General features: G+C 69.5%; 19 protein-coding genes. 3 read left to right on the top strand and 16 right to left on the bottom strand.

The window, feature by feature from the left end:
* Nucleotides 1–3: 3 nt before the first annotated feature.
* The 12 genes from MKK75_RS20405 to MKK75_RS20460 form a co-directional block, all read right to left on the bottom strand.
* The gene (locus tag MKK75_RS20405; protein ID WP_244044341.1) at nt 4–1686 is read right to left on the bottom strand and encodes a methyl-accepting chemotaxis protein; all 1683 of its coding nucleotides are present in this window, start codon (nt 1684–1686) and stop codon (nt 4–6) included.
* 134 nt (nt 1687–1820) lie between these two features.
* Complete coding sequence (locus MKK75_RS20410) at nt 1821–2804, bottom strand: NADPH:quinone oxidoreductase family protein (RefSeq protein ID WP_244044342.1); 984 nt, start codon at nt 2802–2804, stop codon at nt 1821–1823.
* Nucleotides 2805–2859: 55 nt separating this feature from the next.
* Complete coding sequence (locus MKK75_RS20415) at nt 2860–4947, bottom strand: PAS domain-containing sensor histidine kinase (RefSeq protein ID WP_244044343.1); 2088 nt, start codon at nt 4945–4947, stop codon at nt 2860–2862.
* A 463-nt stretch (nt 4948–5410) separates the two neighbouring features.
* Entirely contained in the window at nt 5411–5989 is a 579-nt protein-coding gene (locus tag MKK75_RS20420; protein WP_244044344.1) for a hypothetical protein, read from the bottom strand.
* Between the two features lie 160 nt (nt 5990–6149).
* Nucleotides 6150–6590 (bottom strand): DUF421 domain-containing protein, encoded by a 441-nt coding sequence (locus tag MKK75_RS20425; protein WP_244044345.1) that lies wholly within the window; start codon nt 6588–6590, stop codon nt 6150–6152.
* Between the two features lie 2 nt (nt 6591–6592).
* Nucleotides 6593–7114 carry a hypothetical protein gene (locus tag MKK75_RS20430; protein ID WP_244044346.1) on the bottom strand — a complete coding sequence of 174 codons (522 nt, stop codon included), beginning with the start codon at nt 7112–7114 and terminating at the stop codon, nt 6593–6595.
* Between the two features lie 287 nt (nt 7115–7401).
* Nucleotides 7402–10542, bottom strand: a complete 3141-nt coding sequence (polA, locus tag MKK75_RS20435; protein WP_244044347.1) for a DNA polymerase I — start codon at nt 10540–10542, stop codon at nt 7402–7404.
* Nucleotides 10543–10564: 22 nt separating this feature from the next.
* Nucleotides 10565–10924 carry a DUF86 domain-containing protein gene (locus MKK75_RS20440; RefSeq protein WP_244044348.1) on the bottom strand — a complete coding sequence of 120 codons (360 nt, stop codon included), beginning with the start codon at nt 10922–10924 and terminating at the stop codon, nt 10565–10567.
* Nucleotides 10905–11201: a nucleotidyltransferase family protein gene (locus tag MKK75_RS20445; protein ID WP_244044349.1), complete on the bottom strand. Its 297-nt coding sequence runs from the start codon at nt 11199–11201 to the stop codon at nt 10905–10907. The genes MKK75_RS20440 and MKK75_RS20445 overlap by 20 nt, the downstream gene beginning before the upstream one ends.
* Before the next feature lie 61 nt (nt 11202–11262).
* Nucleotides 11263–12675, bottom strand: a complete 1413-nt coding sequence (locus tag MKK75_RS20450) for a UdgX family uracil-DNA binding protein (protein ID WP_244044429.1) — start codon at nt 12673–12675, stop codon at nt 11263–11265.
* Nucleotides 12676–12742: 67 nt separating this feature from the next.
* Nucleotides 12743–13954 (bottom strand): putative DNA modification/repair radical SAM protein, encoded by a 1212-nt coding sequence (locus tag MKK75_RS20455; protein WP_244044350.1) that lies wholly within the window; start codon nt 13952–13954, stop codon nt 12743–12745.
* A 76-nt stretch (nt 13955–14030) separates the two neighbouring features.
* The gene (locus tag MKK75_RS20460) at nt 14031–14561 is read right to left on the bottom strand and encodes a regulatory protein RecX (RefSeq protein WP_244044430.1); all 531 of its coding nucleotides are present in this window, start codon (nt 14559–14561) and stop codon (nt 14031–14033) included.
* 224 nt (nt 14562–14785) lie between these two features.
* Between MKK75_RS20460 and MKK75_RS20465 the strand changes: the two genes are divergently transcribed.
* The 3 genes from MKK75_RS20465 to grpE all read left to right on the top strand — a co-directional run bounded on the left by MKK75_RS20465 (nt 14786) and on the right by grpE (nt 19780).
* The gene (locus tag MKK75_RS20465; protein WP_244044351.1) at nt 14786–16207 is read left to right on the top strand and encodes a TAXI family TRAP transporter solute-binding subunit; all 1422 of its coding nucleotides are present in this window, start codon (nt 14786–14788) and stop codon (nt 16205–16207) included.
* A 67-nt stretch (nt 16208–16274) separates the two neighbouring features.
* A complete protein-coding gene (locus MKK75_RS20470; protein WP_244044352.1) occupies nt 16275–19067 on the top strand; it encodes a [protein-PII] uridylyltransferase in 2793 nt (930 codons plus the stop codon).
* Between the two features lie 101 nt (nt 19068–19168).
* Nucleotides 19169–19780: a nucleotide exchange factor GrpE gene (gene grpE / locus MKK75_RS20475; RefSeq protein WP_244044353.1), complete on the top strand. Its 612-nt coding sequence runs from the start codon at nt 19169–19171 to the stop codon at nt 19778–19780.
* Nucleotides 19781–19798: 18 nt separating this feature from the next.
* Here grpE and MKK75_RS20480 read toward each other — a convergent pair whose 3' ends face one another.
* The 4 genes from MKK75_RS20480 to MKK75_RS20490 form a co-directional block, all read right to left on the bottom strand.
* The gene (locus tag MKK75_RS20480; RefSeq protein WP_244044354.1) at nt 19799–20176 is read right to left on the bottom strand and encodes a hypothetical protein; all 378 of its coding nucleotides are present in this window, start codon (nt 20174–20176) and stop codon (nt 19799–19801) included.
* A 178-nt stretch (nt 20177–20354) separates the two neighbouring features.
* Nucleotides 20355–21092 carry an outer membrane protein gene (locus MKK75_RS20485; protein ID WP_244044355.1) on the bottom strand — a complete coding sequence of 246 codons (738 nt, stop codon included), beginning with the start codon at nt 21090–21092 and terminating at the stop codon, nt 20355–20357.
* Between the two features lie 37 nt (nt 21093–21129).
* A complete protein-coding gene (locus MKK75_RS35825; RefSeq protein ID WP_279594012.1) occupies nt 21130–21264 on the bottom strand; it encodes a hypothetical protein in 135 nt (44 codons plus the stop codon).
* Nucleotides 21261–21587 (bottom strand): hypothetical protein, encoded by a 327-nt coding sequence (locus MKK75_RS20490; RefSeq protein ID WP_244044356.1) that lies wholly within the window; start codon nt 21585–21587, stop codon nt 21261–21263. The genes MKK75_RS35825 and MKK75_RS20490 overlap by 4 nt, the downstream gene beginning before the upstream one ends.
* Nucleotides 21588–21672: the final 85 nt, after the last annotated feature.

Here is a 21672-nt window from a genome sequence, read left to right on the forward strand (position 1 = left end):
CGCTCAGGCCGCCCGCACGGTCGCGAGGAAGTGCGTGACCTCGCGGCCGAGATGCTCGGAATGCTGCGTAAGTTCGGACGCCGCAGCGAGGACCTGATCGGCCGCCGTCCCGGTCTCCCGCGCGGCCTCGGCGACGCCCGTAATGGTGCCGGTCACCTCGCCCGCCCCCTGCGCCGCCTGCGCGACGTTGCGGACGATCTCCTGCGTGGCCACACCCTGCTGCTCCACCGCGGCGGCGATCTGGGTCGTGACCGCGCGGATCTCCTGGATCCGTCCGCCGATCCGGCCGATCGCCGACACGGCCTCGCCGGTCGATCCCTGGATCCGGGCGATGTGTTCGCTGATCTCGTCGGTCGCCTTGGCGGTCTGCCCGGCCAGCTCCTTCACCTCCGCGGCCACCACCGCGAAACCGCGGCCCGCCTCCCCGGCCCGGGCGGCCTCGATCGTCGCGTTGAGCGCGAGAAGGTTCGTCTGCGCGGCGATGGTGGTGATCATCGTCACCACGTCGCCGATCCGCGCCGCAGCCCCGCTCAGATCCTGCACCAGATGGCCGGTGGCGTCGGCCTCCGCGACGGCCGCCTGGGTCAGCGCGGTGGAGTTCGACACCTGCCGGCCGATCTCGTGGACCGACGAGCCCAGTTCCTCGGCCGCGGAGGCCGCGGTGTTGACGTTGCCGGCGGCGGTCTCGGCCGCGCTGGCGACCCGCTTGGACCGGTCGGCCGTCCCGGACGCCGTGGTGGTCATGGCCGCGGCGGTGCGCTGGAGTGCCGAGGCCGCCGCCGAAACCGTGCCGATGATGCCGCCGACCGCATTCTGGAACGCGTCCGCCATCTGGTGCATGCCCGCCCGGCGCTGCGCATCGGCACCGGCGCGGGCCTGCGCGGCTTCCGCCTCCAGGGCGCGGGCCCGGATCAGCCCATCCTTGAACACCTGGACGGAGGCCGCCATGACGCCGATCTCGTCGCGTCGCCCGGTGCCGGTGACCGCCACGGCGAGATCGTCCGCCGCGAGGCGACCCATGATGTCCGACAGGGATCGAATCGGCCGCGCGACCAGGTACCAGACCGCCCAGAGCCCCGCGCCGGTGACCAGCAGGCCGGCCAGCAGCAGACCGATCGACGCGGTCCAGGCGGTCCGATAGGCCGCGTCGGCCCGTTCCGCGGACAGCCTCGTGCCCTCGGCGTTGACCCGCGCAAGCTCCGCGAGCGCCTTGAACGTATCGACCAGCGGTTGGCGCGCCGGGGCGATGGCGGCGCGGGCCGCATCGCGGTCCCCATGCTGGAGGGCGGCGACGATCGGGGCGCGGGCCGCGAGATAGCCTTGCCAGCGCTTCTCGAACACGTCCCAGAGTGCCGCCTCGCGGGGGGAGCCGATCAGGGTGCGATACCGCCGGAACGCCTCGGGGATCGTCGCGTCTATCTCGACGAGTTCCTGATCGAGATCCTTGTTTTCGCCCGCCTCGACGGCCACGACCTTACGTATGGTCGTCGTGTGATAGCGAAGGACCAGGAATTGAAGCGCGTTCAGTTCGGTATCTTTCCGCATCCACGTCTGACGGATCTCCGCGGCGGACGATTCGACGGATGCGATCTGTGATAAATTCTCGCAGGCCGTCGCGATCAGCAACAGAAAACCGATTAAAGATGGCAACGCCAATTTGAAAGTTACGCCCCGAAGCCAAGTCATCGCTCTTTCTCCAACGCATCCGCGCCGAAGCCTCGGCATAAGACGATGACAGCGAGCCGTAAACTGTACGTTTGCTGCGCGGCGGTCGATGCAGGGCTGCCCCTCGATTTCGCCGGCCGTCCGCGCCCGGCCGATCAGGGCCGCAGCAGCACTTTCCCCATCGCCGCCCGGCGGGTCAGCAGTCCGAACGCCTCCGGAAACTCCGCCAGGGGAAAGGTGCCGTGCACCTGTGCGGTGAGCTTGCCCGCGGCGACCCAGTCGAGCAGCCGACGCTTGTCGGCCCGGTGCGCCTCCGGCTCGCGCTCCAGGAAGGCGCCCCAGTGGACGCCCTGCACGTCGAGTTCCTTCAGGAGGATCAGGTTCAGCGGCAGCCGCGGGATGGCGCCGGCGGCGAAGCCGACCACGAGGTAGCGCCCGCGCCAGCCGAGCGCCCGCAGGGCCGGCTCCGCGAAGGCATCGCCGACCGCGTCGTAGACCACGTCGACCCCGCCGCCGGAGATCCGGCGCAGCTCGTCCTTGAGGGTCGCCGGATCGTAGACCAGGCCCGCCTCGGCCCCGTGTTCACGGGCGACCGCGAGCTTCTCCTCGGACGACGCGCAGGCGATCACCCGGGCGCCCATCAGCCGGCCGAGTTCCACGGCGGCGAGGCCCACGCCCCCGGAGGCGCCCAGCACCGCAAGCCACTCGCCCGGCTGGAGGCGTGCCCGGTTGGCGAGCGCGTGGAGCGAGGTGCCGTACGTGATGGTGAGCCCGGCCGCCTGCTCGTCCGGCACCGCGTCCGGCACGGGCGTGAGCCGGCGGGCGTCGATGGCGATCCGCTCGGCGCAGCAGCCGTGCCCGGCATGGACGATGACCCGGTCGCCGACCGCGACACCCGAAGCCCCCTCCCCCGCCCCTTCGCCCAGCGCCTCGACCACGCCGACGCCCTCGCCCCCCGGTGAGAACGGCAGGGGCGGCTTCACCTGATAGCGGCCGGCCACGATCAGCGTGTCGAAGAAGTTGAGCGCCGCCAGCCGCATCCGCACAAGGGCCTGGCCCGGCCCCGGGACCGGATCGGGCCGCTCGGCGATCTCCAGATGGTCCGGCCCGTCGAGCCGCGTGCACAGCAGCGCCTTCATGGCGTCTCGTCCTCCCTCGCGTAGTGCGCCGATGAGGCCCGAACCGGCGCCGCGGTCAAGCCGTCCCGATCATTTCCCGGATGCGGGCGCCCAGCACCTCGACCACGAACGGCTTGGTCATCACCTGCATGCCGGGGGCGAGCTGGCCGTGGCCCAGCACCGTCGCCTCCGCGTAGCCGGTGATGAACAGCACCTTGAGCCCCGGCCGCGTCTCGCTGCCCGCCTCGGCCATCTGGCGCCCGTTCAGGCCGCCCGGCAGCCCGACATCGGTCACCAGCAGGTCGATGCGCACGTCGGATTGCAGCACCTTGAGCCCGGCGACGCCGTCCGACGCCTCGATCGCCGTGTAGCCGAGATCCTCCAGTACCTCGCTCACCAGCATCCGCACGGTCGGCTCGTCATCGACCACCAGCACGGTCTCCCCCGGGGCGGCCCGGGGCGGCGCGCCGAGCGCGGCCTGCGGATCCTCCTCCGGCGCCGCGCCGCCGTGCCGGGGCAGGTAGAGGCAGACATCGGTGCCCCGGCCGACCTCCGAGTGGATCCGGACCTGCCCGCCCGATTGCTGGGCGAAGCCGTAGATCATCGACAGGCCGAGGCCGGTGCCCTGACCCAGCGGCTTGGTGGTGAAGAACGGCTCGAACACCCGCGCGACGATCTCCGGCGGCATGCCGGTGCCGGTGTCGGAGACGCAGAGGGCGAGATACTGCCCCGGCGGCAGGTCGCGGCGCCGGGCGGCGTCCGAATCGAGCGACGCGTTGGCGGTCGCGATGGCGATCCGCCCGCCCTCCGGCATCGCGTCCCGGGCGTTGATGCACAGGTTGAGCAGCGCGTTCTCAAGCTGCGGCGGGTCGACCAGGGCCGGCCAGAGGCCGGGCTCGCCCGTGACCTCGACCGCGATGGCCGGCCCCACGGTGCGGCGGATCAGCTCCTCCAGGCCGGCGACCAGCCGGTTCACGTCGGTGGGCTTCGGATCCAGGGTCTGGCGGCGCGAGAAGGCGAGCAGGCGGTGCGTGAGGGCGGCGGCGCGCCGGGTCGCGCCCTGGGCGGCGTTGATGTAGCGGTCGACATCCATCATCCGGTTCTGGCTCAGCCGGGTCTGGATCAGCTCCAGCGAGCCGGAGATGCCGGCGAGCAGGTTGTTGAAGTCGTGGGCGAGGCCGCCGGTGAGCTGGCCCACCGCCTCCATCTTCTGCGACTGGCGCAGGGCCTCCTCGGCGGCCGCCAGGGCGTCGGCGCGCTCGCGTTCGGCGGTGAAATCGCGCCCGACCGCGTTGACGATCCCCTCCCCCGGGCGGGCCGCCCAGCTGATCCAGCGGTAGCTGCCGTCCCGGTGGCGATAGCGGTTGTCGAACCGCGCGAGGCGCTCGCCCGCGGCGAGCTGCCCGGCCCCCGCGGCGGTGCGCGCCAGATCGTCCGGATGGACGAAATCCATCAGGTTGGTGCCGATCAGCTCGTCCGCCTGCCAGCCCAGCACCTCGGTCCAGGCCGGGTTCACCGCGGTGATGGTCCCGTCGAACAGGCAGCGCAGCATCATGTCGGAGGAGAGGGTCCACAGGGCGTTGCGGTCGGCGGTGCGCTCCGCGACCTGCTGCGCCAGGGTGGCGTTGAGGCTGCCGAGTTCCGTGAGCGCGGTCTCGAGCTGGGCCCGGCTCTCGGTGAGCGCGGCGTCGGCCAGCACCCGTCCGGTGGTCTCGTTGGTGAGGATGAACAGCCCGGCGACCCCGCCCGCGGCATCCAGCACCCGGGAGTACGAGAAGGTCCACCACGTTTCCTGGGCGCCCCGGTCGGTGTCGAGCCGCCACGGCAGGTCGACGAAGCGCTCCGGCTGTCCCGCCAGGGCGGCGTCGATGATGGGCTTGGCCTGATCCCAGGCATCGGCCCAGACCGCGTCGAACCGCGCCCCCATGGCCCAGGGGAGCCGCGGCCCCAGCAGCGGAAAGTAGGTGTCGTTGAAGAAGAAGTGGAGATCGGGCCCCCAGGCCAGGATCATCGATTCCGGCGAGTTGAGCACGAGCGACAGGGCGGAGCGGAACTCCGCCGGCCAGGTCTCCGGGGGGCCGAGGGGATGGCCGGTCCAGTCGCGCGCGCGGATCATGCGCGCGGCTTCGCCGCCGCCGGCGAGGAAGGCGAGGGGGTCGGTCACAAGTGATGAGCGGTACACGTCATGGGCGTATGGCGTATGACTGCCTTTGGCGGCATCTCCAAGATGCTGCTCGCGGTTCAAGGATGTCGTTGCCGGGCGCCATCTTTGCGAGCCGAGCGAAGCAACCCGGGGCAGCGGGACATTCGTGAGTGTGGCGCCGACTGGATGGCTTCGCTCCGCTCGCAAAGTCGGTCGGGCGCAGCTTCGATCCAAGCCGCTTCCCAGAGCCTGAATCCAATCAGCTGAAGCGTGCGATCACTGCTCGCGACCCGACCCAGTCGCGGGGAGCGCCGTTTGCGTTTCTCCAAAGCGGTCGTTCGTCGGACCTACGGCAACTTCGGCTCGGGGTGGATTTCTGCCAGTCCGCTTTCGCGGGCAGATGCATTGAAGCAGACCTAGCTGCGGGGACCACTCACAAGCCATGGCGGCCATTCGGCGCTAAAGCTTATTGGAGTGAACCTTATCAGCGATCCGCTGACACGCTGGCATTGCGCTCGGCCCATGACCGAAACCGGCCGAACCCCCGCGTCGAAATGGAATTGATGCCCTCGGCTTGATCTGAACTGAACTGATCCGTGATCCGCTTCTGCTCGTTCACGGAGGCATCAAACATAGCCTTTAGATCAACCGTGTATTGGATGTTCACCCCGTCTGCCTCGTGTTCGCTGCGCGAGATGAGGCCATTCCAGCCACCTGGGCTGATGGACAGTCGATCAGTCCCAATCCATCGCACAAGAGGCTCATCGTCCTCTTGTCTGAATATAATGACTTCATCATTTGTATGTCGGTCATTCCCGCGTAGGGCTACACGATAGCTGTTCGATGCTCCACCTGGAGGTCCACAGAAAGAATGATAGATGCGCGCCAAGTGCCGCTTGTCCGGTGACGCTATATCCGAAGCGATGGCTCCTGGTTCGCACCACTTATCATCACAGACAATCAATGAGCAGGTACCGCGCACTATGACGTAGAGAAATGCGGCGAAGAATAGCGCTCCTGCGAGTGTTGCGAGCGCCAGGGTCCTGATAGCCGCTTTCAGCACCCGCAAATCCCTAGCGTGTGGCCTTCGCCTCCCGCCCCGAGCCAACTTTGCCGGACAGTTGATTAAGGGCGGCTTTCGGGATGCGCCAGTTGCGCTCCGCGCGGCCGACAAGGGTCGGTAGCAGGCCGTCCGCTCCGCCGGCGGGGCAGCTTCGAGGTAGTCAGTCCTTCTCGATGACGGACACCTTGCCGTCCCGCTCCACGATGGCGACGGCGACCTTCTCCAGGTCGTCCAGTCCCTGCTGGCGCGCCGCAGTGCGAACGTCAGCCTGCTGCATCCGCAAGCGTCGCATGTTGGTCTCGTCCCAATCGCCGTCGCGGTAGACCACGATAGGGGTGCCGTCGACGATTCGTTCGAACCAGACGAAGCGCAGCTTCAGCCACGACACCGAGACGTGCATTAGCCCCACGGCGAACAGTGCACTCATTGCCCCAGTGAACGAGTGGTCATCACCCAGGATGGCGCTGACGCTCAGGCCGCCGAACAAGAATAGCACAACCATGTCGATGGGTGCCTGCTGGCTGGCAGTGCGCCGCCCAATCAGCCGGATGACGAACAGGACGATAAGGTAGGCGATCGCAGCCTTCAGGACGGTGTTCATGGCTACGGCACCGCGTACTGAGACCAAGACAGCATCTCGCCGGCATCGAGGCGGGCGGTGAGGTTCACCCCGCCGCGAAAGGCCGGCGAACCGGTGAACCGAATGAGCGCGTGGCTCTGGCCGGCCTGCACCGGGAACACCAGGCGAATGCCACCGCCAGCGACCTCCCAGGTCGCCGGCCGGGGCGTGATGCTCTCTAGGCCGAACTGGTCGACAAGATCCTTGGCAATGGTGACCGCGACCTTGTCGCCGCCCGGCGGAACCCGGGTATCGAAGCGGATGATCGTCGGCGCCCCGAAACGTACCACTGGCTCATAGCGGATGCTGATAGACCCATCGGCATTGGTGAGGCTCCGCTCGCTGAACGGTCCGTGCCCTAGCAGGCCGGCGGCGCAGACCAGCACGAAGCCGAGCATGGCGAAACGCCCTGCCAACTCGGCCTTCCGCCACCGCTCCTCGAAGGCCGGGTAGAACCCATTCGCGATCTCCTGCGACATCGGCGGGTCGTCGTGGATGACTTCCAAGGCGGTCTCACTTCCTTCCCGCCAATTAGGCCCCAGAGCCAGTTGCGCTGTCGAGACTCCAAGAGTGTTGGCTAGGTCGGGTTCCACCCCAGCAGCCGCTCGGCTGCGAAAAGCATCTGAACGAATGGCCGCTTTCGGGAAGCGCCGAACACGGTCTGCCCGGCCGGGTTGGGTCGTAAGCGTGCACTGGGGCGATATCCACTTCCGTCGATTACTGCCCGGAAGGAGACCGGCGGAAAACCACCCATCTCGGACATCGCATTGCCCAAGCAGATTAAATTCCAACCCTAATGCGCCTCCTGCCAGTTCCCCGCCGCCTTGGCCTCCACCACCAGCGGCACCCGTAAAGTCAGCGCCGGCGCCGGCGCCTGCTCCATCACACCGGCGATCACCGGGATCGCCGCGTCCACTTCGTCCTCGGAGACCTCGAACACCAGCTCGTCGTGCACCTGCAGCAGCATCTGCGCCCGGAGCTTCTTGGCTGCCAGCGCCGCCTCCATCCGCGTCATGGCCCGGCGGATGATGTCGGCGGCCGAGCCCTGGATCGGCGCGTTGATCGCCTGCCGCTCGACGCTGGCGCGCTCGGACGGGTTGTTGGAGCGGATCTGCGGATAGTGGCACACCCGGCCGAACAGGGTCGTGACGTAGCCCTTGTCGCGGCAGCTCCGCTTGGTCGTATCGATGTAGTCGCGGATCCCCGGGAACTGCTCGAAATACTGCTTGATGAACGCCGAGGCCTCCTCGCGGCCGATGCCGAGCCGGTCGGCGAGGCCGAAGGCCGAGATGCCGTAGATGATGCCGAAATTGATCGTCTTGGCCCGGCGCCGCAGGTCGGGGGTCATCTCCTTGAGCGGCACGCCGAACATCGCGCTGGCCGTCGCCGCGTGGATGTCGATCCCGTCCGCGAACGCCTTCCGCAGCTCCGGGATGTCGGCCATGTGGGCGAGCAGCCGCAGCTCGATCTGCGAGTAGTCGGCCGAGATCAACCGGTTGCCGGGCGCGGCCACGAAGGCGCGGCGGATGCGCCGGCCCTCCTCGGTGCGGATCGGGATGTTCTGGAGGTTCGGCTCGGAGGAGGACAGCCGCCCCGTCGTGGTCGCCGCCAGCGAGAACGAGGTGTGGACCCGGGCGGTCTCGCGGTCGGCGTGGGTCTGGAGCGAGTCAGTGTAGGTGGATTTCAGCTTCGAGAGCTGCCGCCACTCCAGGATCTTCTTGGGCAGCTCGTGGCCGGCCTGGGCCAGTTCCTCCAGCAGGGTCGCGGGCGTGGCCCACTGGCCCGAAGGCGTCTTCTTGGCGCCCGGCAGGCCCATCTTGCCGAACAGGATGTCGCCGATCTGCTTCGGCGAGCCGACGGAAAACTTCTCGCCGGCATCGTCCTGGATCTCCTCCTCCAGGCGCACGAGGATCTGCGAGAAGTCGCCCGAGAGGCGGCTCAGCATCTCCCGGTCGACCCGGATGCCGCGCTGCTCCATCCGGGCGATCACCGGCAGCAGCGGCCGTTCCAGGGTCTCGTAGACGGCGACCCGGCGCTCGGCGACGAGGCGCGGCTTCATCATCCGCCACAGGCGCAGCGTCACGTCCGCGTCCTCGGCCGCGTAGGCGGTGGCCTTGTCGATGGCGACCCGGTCGAACGTCACCTTGTTGCGGCCGGTGCCGGCCACGTCCGAGAAGGTGATCGGCTGATGGCCGAGATGGCGGCGGGCGAGCTCGTCCATGCCGTGGCCGCCCTTGCCGGCGTCGAGCACGTAGGAGATCAGCATCGTGTCGTCGAACGGCGCGATCTCGATGCCGTAGCGGGCCAGCACGACCCAATCGTATTTCAGGTTCTGGCCGACCTTCAGGACGCCCGGATTCTCCAGGAGCGGCTTCAGCCGACTGAGCGCCGCCTTCAGCGGGATCTGGCCCGGCACCGGCTCGGCCACGTCGGAGGAGGTCGCGCCCTCGCCGAACAGGTCGGTGGCGTCGGCCTGGACCTTCGCGGCCTGGATGTGGGCCAGCGGGATGTAGCAGGCGCGGCCGGTGGCGGTGGCCAGCGAGACGCCGACGAGGCCGGCCTTGTGGGCATCGAGGGCGTCGGTCTCGGTGTCGACCGCGATCACCCCGGCTTCTCCCGCCTCGGCAATCCAGGCGTCGAGCTGCTCCAGGCTGGCGACCGTCTCGTAGGCGGCGGTGTCGAACGGCGCCACGGCTTCCGCGGCGCGGGCCGCCACCACGTTGCCGGGTGTCGCCTCCACGGGGGCCCGGGGCTTGGCGGGGGCGTCCGGCAGGTCGAGATCGGCGAAGGGGTCGACCTCGCCGCCCTCGGGGGGAGCCGCGCCCGGCGGGCGCTCCGAACCGGCCGCCGCGGTCTCGGGGTCCGGCGGCACGGAATCGCCGAAGAACGGCACCGGATCGCCATTGCCGGAGGATCGCGCGCCGGGCAGGAGGCGCGGATCGGGCTTCACCGCTTCGGGATCGACGTGCAGCATCTGGGCGATGCGCCGCGTCAGCGTATTGAACTCCATCGCCTTCAGGAAGCCGACGAGCTTTTCCGGATCGGGCGCGGGCACGCCGAGATCGTCGAGCGCCACTGGAACCGGCACGTCCTCGATCAGCGCCACGAGTTTTCGCGAGAGCTTGGCTTGCTCGACATTGGCGAGCAGCATCTCCCGGCGCTTGGGCTGCTTGATCTCGCCCGCCCGCTCCAGCAGGGACTCCAGGCTGCCGTACTCCTTGATCAGCGCCGCGGCGGTCTTCAGGCCGATGCCGGGCACGCCCGGCACGTTGTCGGAGGTATCGCCGATCAGCGCCAGCGCGTCGCCGATCTGGTTCGGCTGCAGGCCCTCCCACTTGGCGATGATCGCCTCGACATCGAGGTTGCGCTCGGGCCGGTAGCCGGGCTTGCCCTTGGCGCCCGATTCGAAATCGTAGAACCGCACCTGCGGCCCGACGAGCTGCATCAGGTCCTTGTCGGAGGAGACGATGATCACGCCCGCCCCCCGTGCCTCGGCCTGGCGGGTGTAGGTGGCGATCAGGTCGTCGGCCTCGTAGCGCTCCAGTTCGACCGCGTGGAGGCCGAAGGCCCGCACCGCGTCGCGCATCAGCGGCATCTGGCGCTTGAGGTCGTCCGGCGCGTCCGGGCGGTGGCCCTTGTAGTCCGGGAACATCTCCTTGCGGAACGAGCCCTCGGACTTGTCGAAGACGATGCCGAGATGGGTCGGCATCGTGCCGGCGGCGCCGTCCTGCAGGAACTGCGCGATCTTGGTGCAGAACAGCCGCACGGCGCCGGTGGGCAGCCCGTCGGAGGGGCGCGAATTGTACTTCTGATCCTGGTTGATCGACTGGAAATAGGCCCGGAAGATGAACGACGAGCCGTCGACCAGGATCACCTGATCGCCGGGGCCGACCGGTTTGGTCTCGGGGCTCGCGTCGGGCTTCGCGTCGGTCATGGGCTCAGGCGGCTCGGGGCGATCAGGGGTCGGGCGCGCGGTCCAGCTCAACGCGGCAGGCCGCGACGAGAACGGGCAAGCGCTCGTGGACGGTCCGCCAGACGATGTCCAGCTTGACCCCATGATAGCCGTGACGAAAGACATTCCCGATGGTGGCGATGTCGCGCCAGGGCACATCCGGATGGCGCTCGCGCATCGCGTCGGTGAGGCGCCGGCTCGCCTCCGAGACGATCTCCAGGCAGCGCACCACGGCGTAATTGGTCCGCAGGTCCGCCACGAAGGCCTCGAACGTCATGCCGGCGATAAAGCGCTGGGCGGCATCGGCGTTGTCGATGATGTCCTCGCAGGCGGCCAGCGCCCGTTCAGAAGGCGGAAACGGCATCGACCTCGGCCTTCTGACGCACGCGCGGCTTCAGGCTTTCCCGATCGGCCACGTCGACCGGAACCGGGAACAGATCGTCGATGAAGCGGCACAGGCCCGCATACGCGAAGAGGTCGCGGACGCGCTCCGGGTCGATCTCGATCATCACGTCGAGATCGCTATCCGCCTGTGCCTCGCCACGGGCGACGGAGCCGAACAATGCCGCGTGCAGCACCCCGCGGCGGCGCAGCTCCGCCTCGTTGGCGCGCAGGATGTCGAGGGCAGCGAGCTTGTCCATTGTGGTGGGACCACAGAGAATCGGCTCCGATCAGCATAGCAGAACCGAGCGCCGTAAAGGATCACGCCGCCAATTCCTGCCCCAGCGCCTCCACCCGGCGCAGGTCGTCCACGAAGGCGGCGTAAGCCTCCGCCTTCGCCTCATCGGGCAGGCGCAGCAGGTAGGAGGGGTGGACGGTGATGAACCCCTGGAAACGGTTGTCGTGGCGCTCGAACCGGAACGGGCCGCGCGCCCGGGTGATCGGCACCGCCTTGCCGGTCAGCGCCAGCACCGCGGTCGCGCCGAGCGCCACCACGAGCTTCGGGGCGACGAATTCGAGTTCCCGATCGAGCCACCAGCGATAGTGGCTGACCTCGCCGGCCGTCGGTTTCTGGTGGATGCGCCGCTTGCCGCGCTCCTCGAACTTGAAGTGCTTGACCGCATTCGTGAGGTAGCTCGCCCCCCGGTCGATCCCGGCCTCCGCCATGGCGCGGGAGAGGAGCTGGCCGGCGGGCCCGACGAAGGGCCGGCCCTGCCGGTCCTCTTGGTCGCCCGGCTGCTCGCCCACGAAGGCGACCGTTGCACCGACCGGCCCCTCGCCGAGCACCGCCTGCGTGGCGCCCGGCACCAGCGGCTCGGTGCGGCGGATGATGGCATTCAGCGCGTCGAGGGTCTTGGGATCCTGGTCGGCCATCGCGGCGACGGCGCGGGTGGGTTCGCGGCGTGTGGGCAAGGTCGGCTCCCTCTCGATCATCGCGTCGGTGCGCCCGGCCGCCGCCCGGACCAGGGCCGGGATCGCGGCGGTCTCCGGCATGTTGTGCCAGTACTTCTTCGGCATCTCGGCCCGCATGGCCTTCAGGTTGGTGCGGGCCGGGTTGAACGTGCTCTCGTAATAGGTCTGCCAGCCGGCCTCGAACCCGTCGCCCTCGGGGAGTTTTCCGCGGTCGCCCGGAGGCCCGAAGGTGAGAAGCTCGGTGTCCCAGTGCGCCGAGCCCTCCGGCGTCAAGATCGACCAGCGCATGCCGCGGAAGCGCGCGACGAAGAAGGGCGCGGCCGCCTCCAGGATGTGATGGTCGGGTTCGAACCACGCCACGTAGTGCTCGCCGCCGCTGTCCACGGCCCGGCGGAAGCGCAGGAAGGCGTGCATCTTGTGAAGGTCGCGCCCGATCGCCTTCGCCATCCGGTGCAGGCGGTGGATCAGCGGATCGCTGCCGACCTCCATCAGGTGCCGCTCGCCGTGGCAGACGCGCCAGATCAGGGCGTAGAGCAGGCCGTAGCGCTCCGGATCCCGATGGGGAATCACCTGCGGGATCAGGGCGGCGACTTGCTTGGGCAGGACGAGTGGCGCGGCGGGAGCGGCGTCCGCGTCGGTGCCGAACAGGCCGGGCGCGTCCGTCACCGACCACGTTACGGCCTCCGGTGGGACGCCCTGCGCGACGAGGCTTCGGACCGCGCGGCGGAAGCCGTCGAGATCGGCGCCGGGGCGTAAGCTGATCGCGCGCGGCGCGTGCGCCTCCCCTCCCTCCTCTGCGGGGGAGGGAGGGGTGTGGTTCCGAGCTTCATCAGAATAAACTCAGCTGCGCCGCCGGCTCGACCAGCCGCGTGCGCAGGTCGAGCCGGTCGGTCAGCCCCACCGGCCGATGATCGGCGGCGACGAGAAACGGCCGCGCCCGCTTCAGTCCCGAGGTCAGCCGCGCCACGTCGTCGAGGCGCAGGGTCGCGTGGCGGCGGGCGGTGATGATCTTGTCGACCGCCCGCGCGCCGAGGCCCGGCACACGCAGCAGCCATTCCCGGTCGGCCTTGTTCACGTCAACCGGGAATTTCTCGCGGTGCTTCAGCGCCCAGGCGAGCTTCGGATCGATGTCGAGGGCGAGCATGCCGCCCTCCGAGGCATCGGCGACCTCATCGGGGGTGAATTCGTAGTACCGCAGCAGCCAGTCGGCTTGGTACAGCCGGTGCTCGCGCTGGAGCGGCGGCGGCTTCGGCGGCAGGATCGCGGACCCGTCCGGGATCGGGCTGAAGGCTGAGTAATAGACCCGCTTCAGGCCGACGCTGCCGTAGAGCAGCGCGCTCTTGCGGATCAGCGCCTCGTCGGTGGTGGCGTCCGCACCGACGATCACCTGCGTCGAATGCCCGGCCGGCGAGAAGCGCCGCTTCTCGGCCTTGGCCTGAACGATGCGCTCGCCGATCTGCGCCATCGCGCCCTGGATCGCAGCGCCATCCTTCTCGGGGGCCAGACGCTCCAGGCTCGCCTCAGTGGGCAGTTCCACGTTGATCGAGAGGCGGTCGGCATAGAGGCCGGCCTCCTCGATCAGCCAGGGGCTCGCCTCGGGAATCGACTTGAGGTGTATATAGCCCGCAAAGCCGTGGTCGCGCCGGAGCGACTTCGCCACTCGGGTCAGCAACTCCATCGTGTGGTCGGGCGACTTGATGATGCCCGAAGACAGGAACAGGCCCTCGATATAGTTACGCTTGTAGAAATTGAGCGTGAGGTTGACGACCTCCTCGACCGAGAACTTCGCCCGCGGCACGTTCGAGGAGCGCCGGTTGATGCAGTAGGCGCAGTCGAACAGGCACCAGTTGGTCAGCAGGATCTTGAGCAGCGAAACGCAGCGGCCGTCCGGCGTGTAGGCGTGGCAGATCCCGGCACCGGTGGTCGAGCCGAGCCCGTCCTTGCCGGCGGCCCGCTTCGGCGCGGCCGAGGAGGCGCAGGAGGCGTCGTACTTCGCGGCATCGGCCAGGATGCGCAGCTTCTTGGCGAGGGTCTCGTCCATCGAACAGACAATGAACGAGCGCCCTAAAGGTGCAAGGCGGACCGGTGCGCTGCCCCTGTCCGCGATGCCGCACCCATCAGCGCGGATCCATCGGATCCTTAATGTCCCCATCGACCACCCGGCGGGCAAGATCATAGGAAAAGCCGGCGCGCGCCAGGGCGGCGAGGTCCCGGTCGCGGTAGGTCGCCCGCAGGTCCGGCCGGCGATACGGCCCGAGGCGCCGCCGCTTGGCGTAGGCCCGGGCGGCCTGATCGTCGATCGCTTCTCCGTCGGGCAACGCCTCGCGCTCGGCCTGCAGGGCGGCCTCGACCACGTTGCGGGGGATGCCCTTGGCGGCGAGCTTGGCGGAGGCGCCCCGACTCGACGTCCCGCGGCGGCGCAGCGTGGCGAGGCGGGTATCGGTGAAGCGGGCATCATCCACGAGGCCGGCCGAGACCGCCCGCGCCACCGTGGCGGCGATCAACTCGGCGAAGGGCGCCGGATCCTCGCCGCGCAGCCGCGCCCGCTTCTCCACCCGCCGCGCCAGGGTCCGGCGCAGCATCTCGGTGGAGGCGCTGTAGCGTTCGAGGTAGTGCAGCGCCGCGCGTTCGAGCCAGGCCGGGCTGATCGGCTTCGGGGGCGGGGCTGCGGCGTCCCGGCCCTCCGGCCCGGATCCTGCAACGATTGTTCGTTTCACTGGTTCTTCACGATCTCGACAGGTTTGCGTTTCATGACTCGGGTATGGAACGCGCGCAACGCGACAGGCTCGGCCATGGCCGGAACCACCGTCCTTCGCCCGACCGCCCGGGACCCTGGTGGCGGACACGGCTCCATGCCGCGGCGGCGACACTGATGCGCCGCGAGTGGCTCCTGGTCCTGGTGGCCGTGGGCCTGGCCGCGGCTGCGGCCGCGATCGTCTATCTGTCGCGCCCGAACACCCTCACGGTGGCGGTCGGCCCCCAGGACGGGCCGGAGGCAGCCTTGATCGAAGCCTACGCCAGCGCCCTCGACCGGGCGCGCGAGGATGTGCGTCTCAAGGTCGTGCGCTACGGCGACGTCCGCGACAGCGCGCTCGCGCTCCAGCGGAACAAGGCCGATCTCGCGGTGGTCCGGCCGGACGTGTTCCTGCCAGAGAACGGCCTGACGCTGGCGATCCTGCACGATGAGGCCCTCGTCATCGCGGCGCCCGACGCGGCCGATATCGACGACATCCCGGCCCTGGCGCGCAAGCGCCTCGGCATCGTCGTGCGGCACAGTGCCGACCTGCCCTTCCTGACGAACCTGCTCTCCTTCTACGACCTCGTGCCCGACAACCGGGGCGAGGCGGCCCCCGAGGACAACGCCGCCGCCGAGGAAGCGGAGGCCGGCCACGTGGTGGTGGTGCCGCTGAAGGTCGGCGAGGTGACGGCCGCGCTCAACGACAAGCGCGTCGACGCGGTCGCTGTCATCGCGAGCCCGGCCTCGAAGACGGCCGCCGCAATGGTGCACGCGGTCGAGCTCGGCTCGCCGGAGCACAAGATCGGCTTCGTCTCGATTCCCGACGGCGACGCGATCCTGCAGCGCTTTCCCGAGCTGCAGGCGGTGACGATTCCGGCCGGGACCTTCGGCGGACGGCCGAAGCGTCCCGACGAGGAGATCAAGACCGTCGGCGCCTCCTACCGCCTGATGGCCCGCGGCACGGTGAGCCGGGTCGCGGTCGCCTCGGCGACCCAGCACCTGTTCGAGTGGCGCTCGCGCCTCGCCGCGGCGGCGCCCGTCGCCAAGCTGATGAAGGCGCCCGACTTCGACACGACGGTGGCGGCGACCTCGGCCCGCCTGCCGAACCACCCCGGCGCGGTCGACTATTTCGAGCGTGAGCAGCAGACCTTCCTCGACCGCTACGAGGACTACATCTACCTGTTCGCCTTCTTCGGCGGCACGATCGGCTCGGGCTTCGCGTGGCTCGGCCAGCGGCTCGCCCGCAAGCGCCGGGAGCGGGTCGACTACGTGCTCGATCGCCTCCTCGCCATCATGGGTGAGGTGCGGGCCGCGACGCAGAGCGAGGCGCTGGACGCCCTCGCGGTCGAGATCGACGGGCTGGTGGCCGACGTGGTCTGCTACGCGCGGGAACGCAGCATCGACGCCCGCACGGTCAGCGCCCTGATCCTGGCGGTCGACGGGGTTCACGCGGCCATCGCCGACGCGCGGCGGCAGACCGGTCACGCGGAGTCGCGCAGGACCACCCGCAGCCGGACGGCGCGGCTCCTGGCGCTCGACCTGCCGGCGGCGGAGTAGTGTCACGCGCGATCGCGCGGCCGCGCCGCATGGCTGGCGGCGTAGGGATATCGTGCTAACGGGAGCCATGTTCGATCCCGTCGCCGCCCTCGCCACGGTCCTCGAGAACCTCGATCGCGAGGCCCGCGAGCCCACCAAGCTCCGGGCTGCCCTGGTCCCGCACCTGCGCCGGGTGATCGAGGAGGGCCACCGCGCCGCTGAGGCGCAGCTCCTCGCGGACCGCAACGGGCTGCGCTGCGCCCAGACGCTCTCGAACCTCACCGACGCGGTGGTCCGGGCGATCCACGACGCCGTGGTCTGGCGGCTCTACCCGAACGACAATCCCTCGACCGGCGAGCAGCTCGCCGTCGTCGCGACCGGCGGCTACGGCCGGGGCACGATGGCGCCCGGCTCGGACATCGATCTGCTGTTCCTGCTGCCCTACAAGCAGACCGCGTGGTCGGAGAGCGTCGTCGAGGCGATGCTCTACGTGCTGTGGGACCTGAAGCTGAAGGTCGGCCACGCGACTCGCTCGGTGGAGGAGTGCCTGCGCGAGGCGCGGGCCGACATGACGATCCGCACCGCGCTCCTGGAGGCGCGGTTCCTGTTCGGCTCGCGGATCCTGTTCGAGGAGCTGGTGACGCGCTTCGACGCCGAGCTGGTGGTCGGCTCGGCCGCCGAGTTCGTGGAGGCGAAGCTGCGCGAGCGCGACCTGCGCGTCTCGAAGGCCGGCTCGTCGCGCTACCTCGTGGAGCCCAACGTCAAGGACGGCAAGGGCGGCCTGCGCGACCTCAACACCCTGTTCTGGATCGCCAAGTACACCTACCGGGTGCGCGATCAGGCCGAACTCGTCAGCGCGGGCCTGTTCACCCCGGAGGAATACGCGCTGTTCGAGCGCTGCGAGGAGTTCCTGTGGCGGGTGCGCTGCCACATGCACTTCGTGACCAAGCGCGCGGAGGAGCGCCTGTCGTTTGGCCTGCAGCCGCGGATCGCCGAACGCTTCGGCTATGAAGCCCGGGGCGGCCTCTCGGGCGTCGAGCGGTTCATGAAGGCGTACTTTCGCTTCGCCAAGGATGTCGGCGACCTCACCGCCATCGTGTGCGCGGAACTGGAGGCGCGCCACGCCAAGCGCACGCCGGTGCTCGACCGCTGGATCGGCCGGTTCCGCGACCGGTTCCGCGCCACCGCCATGGAGGCGGAGGATTTCTGGATCGACCACGGCCGGGTCAACCTGCGCGCGGAGGACGCCTTCGAGCGCGACCCCGTGAACCTGATCCGCCTGTTCTGGCTCGCCGACCGGCACAACCTCGCGATCCATCCGGACGCCAAGCGGCTCGCCAGCCGCTCGCTGCGGCTGATCAACCCATCGCTGCGCGGGGATCCGGAGGCCAACCGCCTGTTCCTCGATCTCCTCACCTCGCGCAACGCCCCGGAGGAGGCCCTGCGCGAGATGAACGAGGCGGGGGTGCTCGGCCGGTTCATCCCGGATTTCGGCCGCATCGTCGCGATGATGCAGTTCAACATGTACCACCACTTCACGGTGGACGAGCACCTGCTGCGCACGGTCGGCGTGCTGGCCGACATCGAATCGGGCCGCTCGCAGGAGACCTACCCGCTGGTCTCGCGCCTCGTGCACACGATCCACAACCGCACTGCGCTCTACGTGGCGATCCTGCTGCACGACATCGCCAAGGGCCGTCCGGAGGACCACTCGATCGCGGGCGCGGCCATCGCGGAGAAACTCTGCCCCCGCTTCGGCCTCACCCAGGCCGAGACCGAGACGGTCTGCTGGCTCGTGGAGCATCACTTGCTGATGTCGATGACCGCCCAGAGCCGCGACCTGTCGGACGCCAAGACGATCGAGCGCTTCGCCGCGAACGTGCAGAGCCTGGAACGTCTGAAGCTGCTGACCATCCTGACGGTCGCCGACATCACGGCCGTGGGCCCCGGCGTCTGGACCGCCTGGAAGGGCACCCTGATCCGGACGCTCTATGACGAGACCGAGGTCTACCTGTCGGGCGGCCATTCCGAGATCGCCCGGACCGACCGGGTGCGCCTCGTCCAGATGGGCCTGCGGGAGCGGCTGACGGGCTGGTCGTCGGAGGAGTTCGACGCCTACGCGGCCCGGCACGGGCAGGCTTACTGGCTCAAGGTCGACGGTCCGCGCCATCTCAAGAACGCGCTGTTCCTGCGCGAGACGCTGAGCGATCACCGCACCAGCGCCACCGACTTCGCCCTGGACCCCGTGCGGGGGGTGACCGAGATCACGATCTACTCGCCCGACCACCCGCGCCTGCTCGCCATCGTCACCGGCGCCTGCGCGGCGGCCGGCAGCAACATCGTCGATGCGCAGATCTTCACCACGACGGACGGGTTCGCCCTCGACACGATCGTGATCTCCCGCGCCTTCGAGCGGGACGAGGACGAGCTGCGCCGGACGAAGCGCATCACGGCGTCGATCGAGCGGGCGCTGAAGGGCGAGATCCGCATCGCCGACCTCGTGGCCGACAAGCATCCGCCCACGACCACGCGCGCCAAGACCTTCCCGGTGCCGCCGGACGTGATCATCGACAACGCCCTGTCGAGCCGGGAGACCGTCGTGGAGGTCACCGGCCTCGACCGGCCGGGCCTGCTCTACGAGCTGACCACCGCGTTCGGCCGGCTGTCGCTCAACATCACCTCAGCGCACGTGGCGACCTTCGGCGAGCGGGCGGTGGACGTCTTCTACGTCACCGACCTCACGGGCACGCGGGTGACGCAGCCCGACCGGCAGGCCGCGATCCGCGGCGCCGTGATGGACGTGTTCGCGGGCGACGTCGCCGCCCTCAAGGCCGAGGGCCTGGAGGCGCTGGTGGCCGCGCCGCCGCCGCGCGAGGCGTGAGCAACGGGTTGATTTCGCTGGCCCAGGGCCAGATATCAGCGCCGGCTCCGCCTGCCCGAACTCACCTCCCGGACGACTGAAACACGATGACGAGCAACGACATGCCCCAGGATGACCAGCGCCAGACCACGGTCGAGGCCGGTGCCGGTGCGGCCCAGGATCCCGCCTCCGCGGGCCACGGCGCCGAGGCATCCGTCGATCCGATCGCGGAGACCTTGGCCCTGCTCACCGCCGAGCGCGACGAGTTGAAGGACCGGACGCTGCGCACGCTCGCCGAGATGGAGAACCTGCGCCGCCGCACCGAGCGCGAGATCGCCGACGCCCGCACCTACGCGGTCACGAACTTCGCCCGCGACGTGCTCAACGTGGCCGACAACATCCGCCGCGCCCTCGACAGCGTCCCGGCCGACGCGAAGGCCACGGCCGACGGGTCGCTGAAGGGCCTGATCGACGGGATCGAGCTCACCGAGCGTGACCTCGCCAAGACCCTGGAGCGCCACGGCGTCAAGATCGTCGAGCCGCAGGGTCAGAAGTTCGATCCGAACCGGCACCAGGCCATGTTTGAGGTGCCGAATCCGGAGGTGCCCGCCGGCACCGTGGTGCAGGTTGTGCAGTCGGGCTACGTGATCGGCGACCGGGTCCTGCGCCCGGCGCTGGTCGGCGTGGCGAAGGGCGGTCCCAAGGCGGCCGCCAACCCGGCCGACGCCGCCTGATCGGGCCGGCGGCGCGCCCTACTGGCAGGGCAGCGCCGCCACGAAGTCGGCGATGAACTGCGCCGTCTCGCGGGTATGGGTCGAGGCGTTCGGGCTGCGGGCGACCGCGCCCGCCTCCACTTCGAGCTGGCGGTTGCAGGCGCAGGCCGTCAGGGTGCCCGACAGCGGATCGGCCGAGCAGACATCGTGGTGCGCACAGGCGCGGTCGAGCGCGTCGATAGGCCTGTAGCCGGGGCCGCGGTTCCCCGGCCCGCAGAAATTGCCGTAGATCAGCACGGCGCCCCGTCCGGTCGTCGGCCCGGGCGGGATGATCTCCAGCGTCTGCGCCCAGGCGAAGGTCGTGAGGCCGACGACGAGAAGCGTCGTCGCTGTGACGTGCAGGCGTAAAGTGTTCACGGCCGATCCTGTCGGAAATGCCCCCGACACCGCGCGGTGACGCCCGCGCGGCATCCGGCACCGGAGCCTTCAGACCAGCCCTGACACGCACGACCGGCCGATGAATCTCCGAAGCCGAACGTCACGCATAGCGACTCAACCTGGCCGAGTAGTCAAGGTCCACCGCAACCAATACTGATTAGAACCGATAGTTCACCCCGGCCCTGACCAGAGCGAAGCCGGAATCCTGTTTGCCGGCACCATAATACGCGGGGACACTGGCGCTGTAGTCAGTCGTCCCCGTGAAGCCGCGGCCGAGATGGAGGTACAGGGCTTCCACCTTGGCCGACAGCTTCTCGGTGAAGGCGTACTCGATGCCGCCACCCGCGGCATAGCCGGTCCGGTCGGTCCCGGGCAGCGTGTAGGGGTAGGAGGCCGCATAGGTCGAGCGGGAGCCACCGCCATACGCGAAGCCGCCGGTCCCGTAGATCAGCACGCGGTCGAAGGCGTAGCCGAGACGGCCTCGGACCGTCCCGAAATAGTCGAGGCTCGGACGGACGCTGTAATAGGGCGTCGTCCCGAGATAGGCGGCGTCCGCCTTGGCGAAGGCCGTGCCCTGGATGTCGGTCTCGACGCCGATCACGAAGCCGGAGCCGGGCGTGAACTGATAGGTGTAGCCGATCTGGCCACCGCCCGCGAAGCCGCCGGACCGGCTGCCGCCGGTGACGGTGCCGTAGGTCGGGTCGGTGAAGCCGCCGCTGCCCGTGCCGAAGGCGTAGCCGGCGTTCACACCGGCATAGAAGCCCGTCCACGTGAAGGCTGGCGGCAGCGGGAGCGGCGGGGGCGGCGCGCGGCGGGGCAGATCCGCGGCCTGGGCGCCGAGCGCGACGCAGCCGGCCGCGGCGCCGAGGAGCGCGGCACGAAACGATGTCGTCATGGGAGTCTCGCGTGTGGGGCGGCTCGAAGCCGCGGGGTCAGAGGGCCAGGAGCAGCAGGCCGACCACGGTCACCGAGAGGATCAGGCAGAGCGCGAGATCGAGGACGGGCGCTCCGCCGCAGATGGGTGGCGGCCGGACGTCGTCGCGGCCGGCCTCGGACAGGGCGATCACGACCGGACCTCCCCGCGCGCCATCATGTGCAGTGCCGTCCTGTCACGCTTCGAGACACGTGCGGGCGTGCCTGCCCGTTGTGGTGCCGCCGCCCCGTCTGAGGGGTTGACGGGAGCGGCGGCCTGCTTCGCCTTCGGTTCACTGACGCGATGGACCGTATCCGCGACAGCGATACCGAAGGCTGGCAGCGCAAGGGCGGCGAGGACGCACAGGATGCGCCCGAGCCGCGGCATGGGGTTGGCCGCGCGGGACCCGACGGCCAGTTCCTCGATCCTGAGGGGTGGCAACGCATCCCCGGCGTGAATGCGCGTGTCGGCCGTCATGCAAGATCTCCGCGGTCCGTGTGGGAAATTTGACCACGCCAGAAACTTACGTGTGCAAAAATCCCACGTCAACTCGGAAACCGTG

The sequence above is a fragment of the Methylobacterium sp. J-030 genome (assembly GCF_022829545.1).
GTDB lineage: Bacteria > Pseudomonadota > Alphaproteobacteria > Rhizobiales > Beijerinckiaceae > Methylobacterium.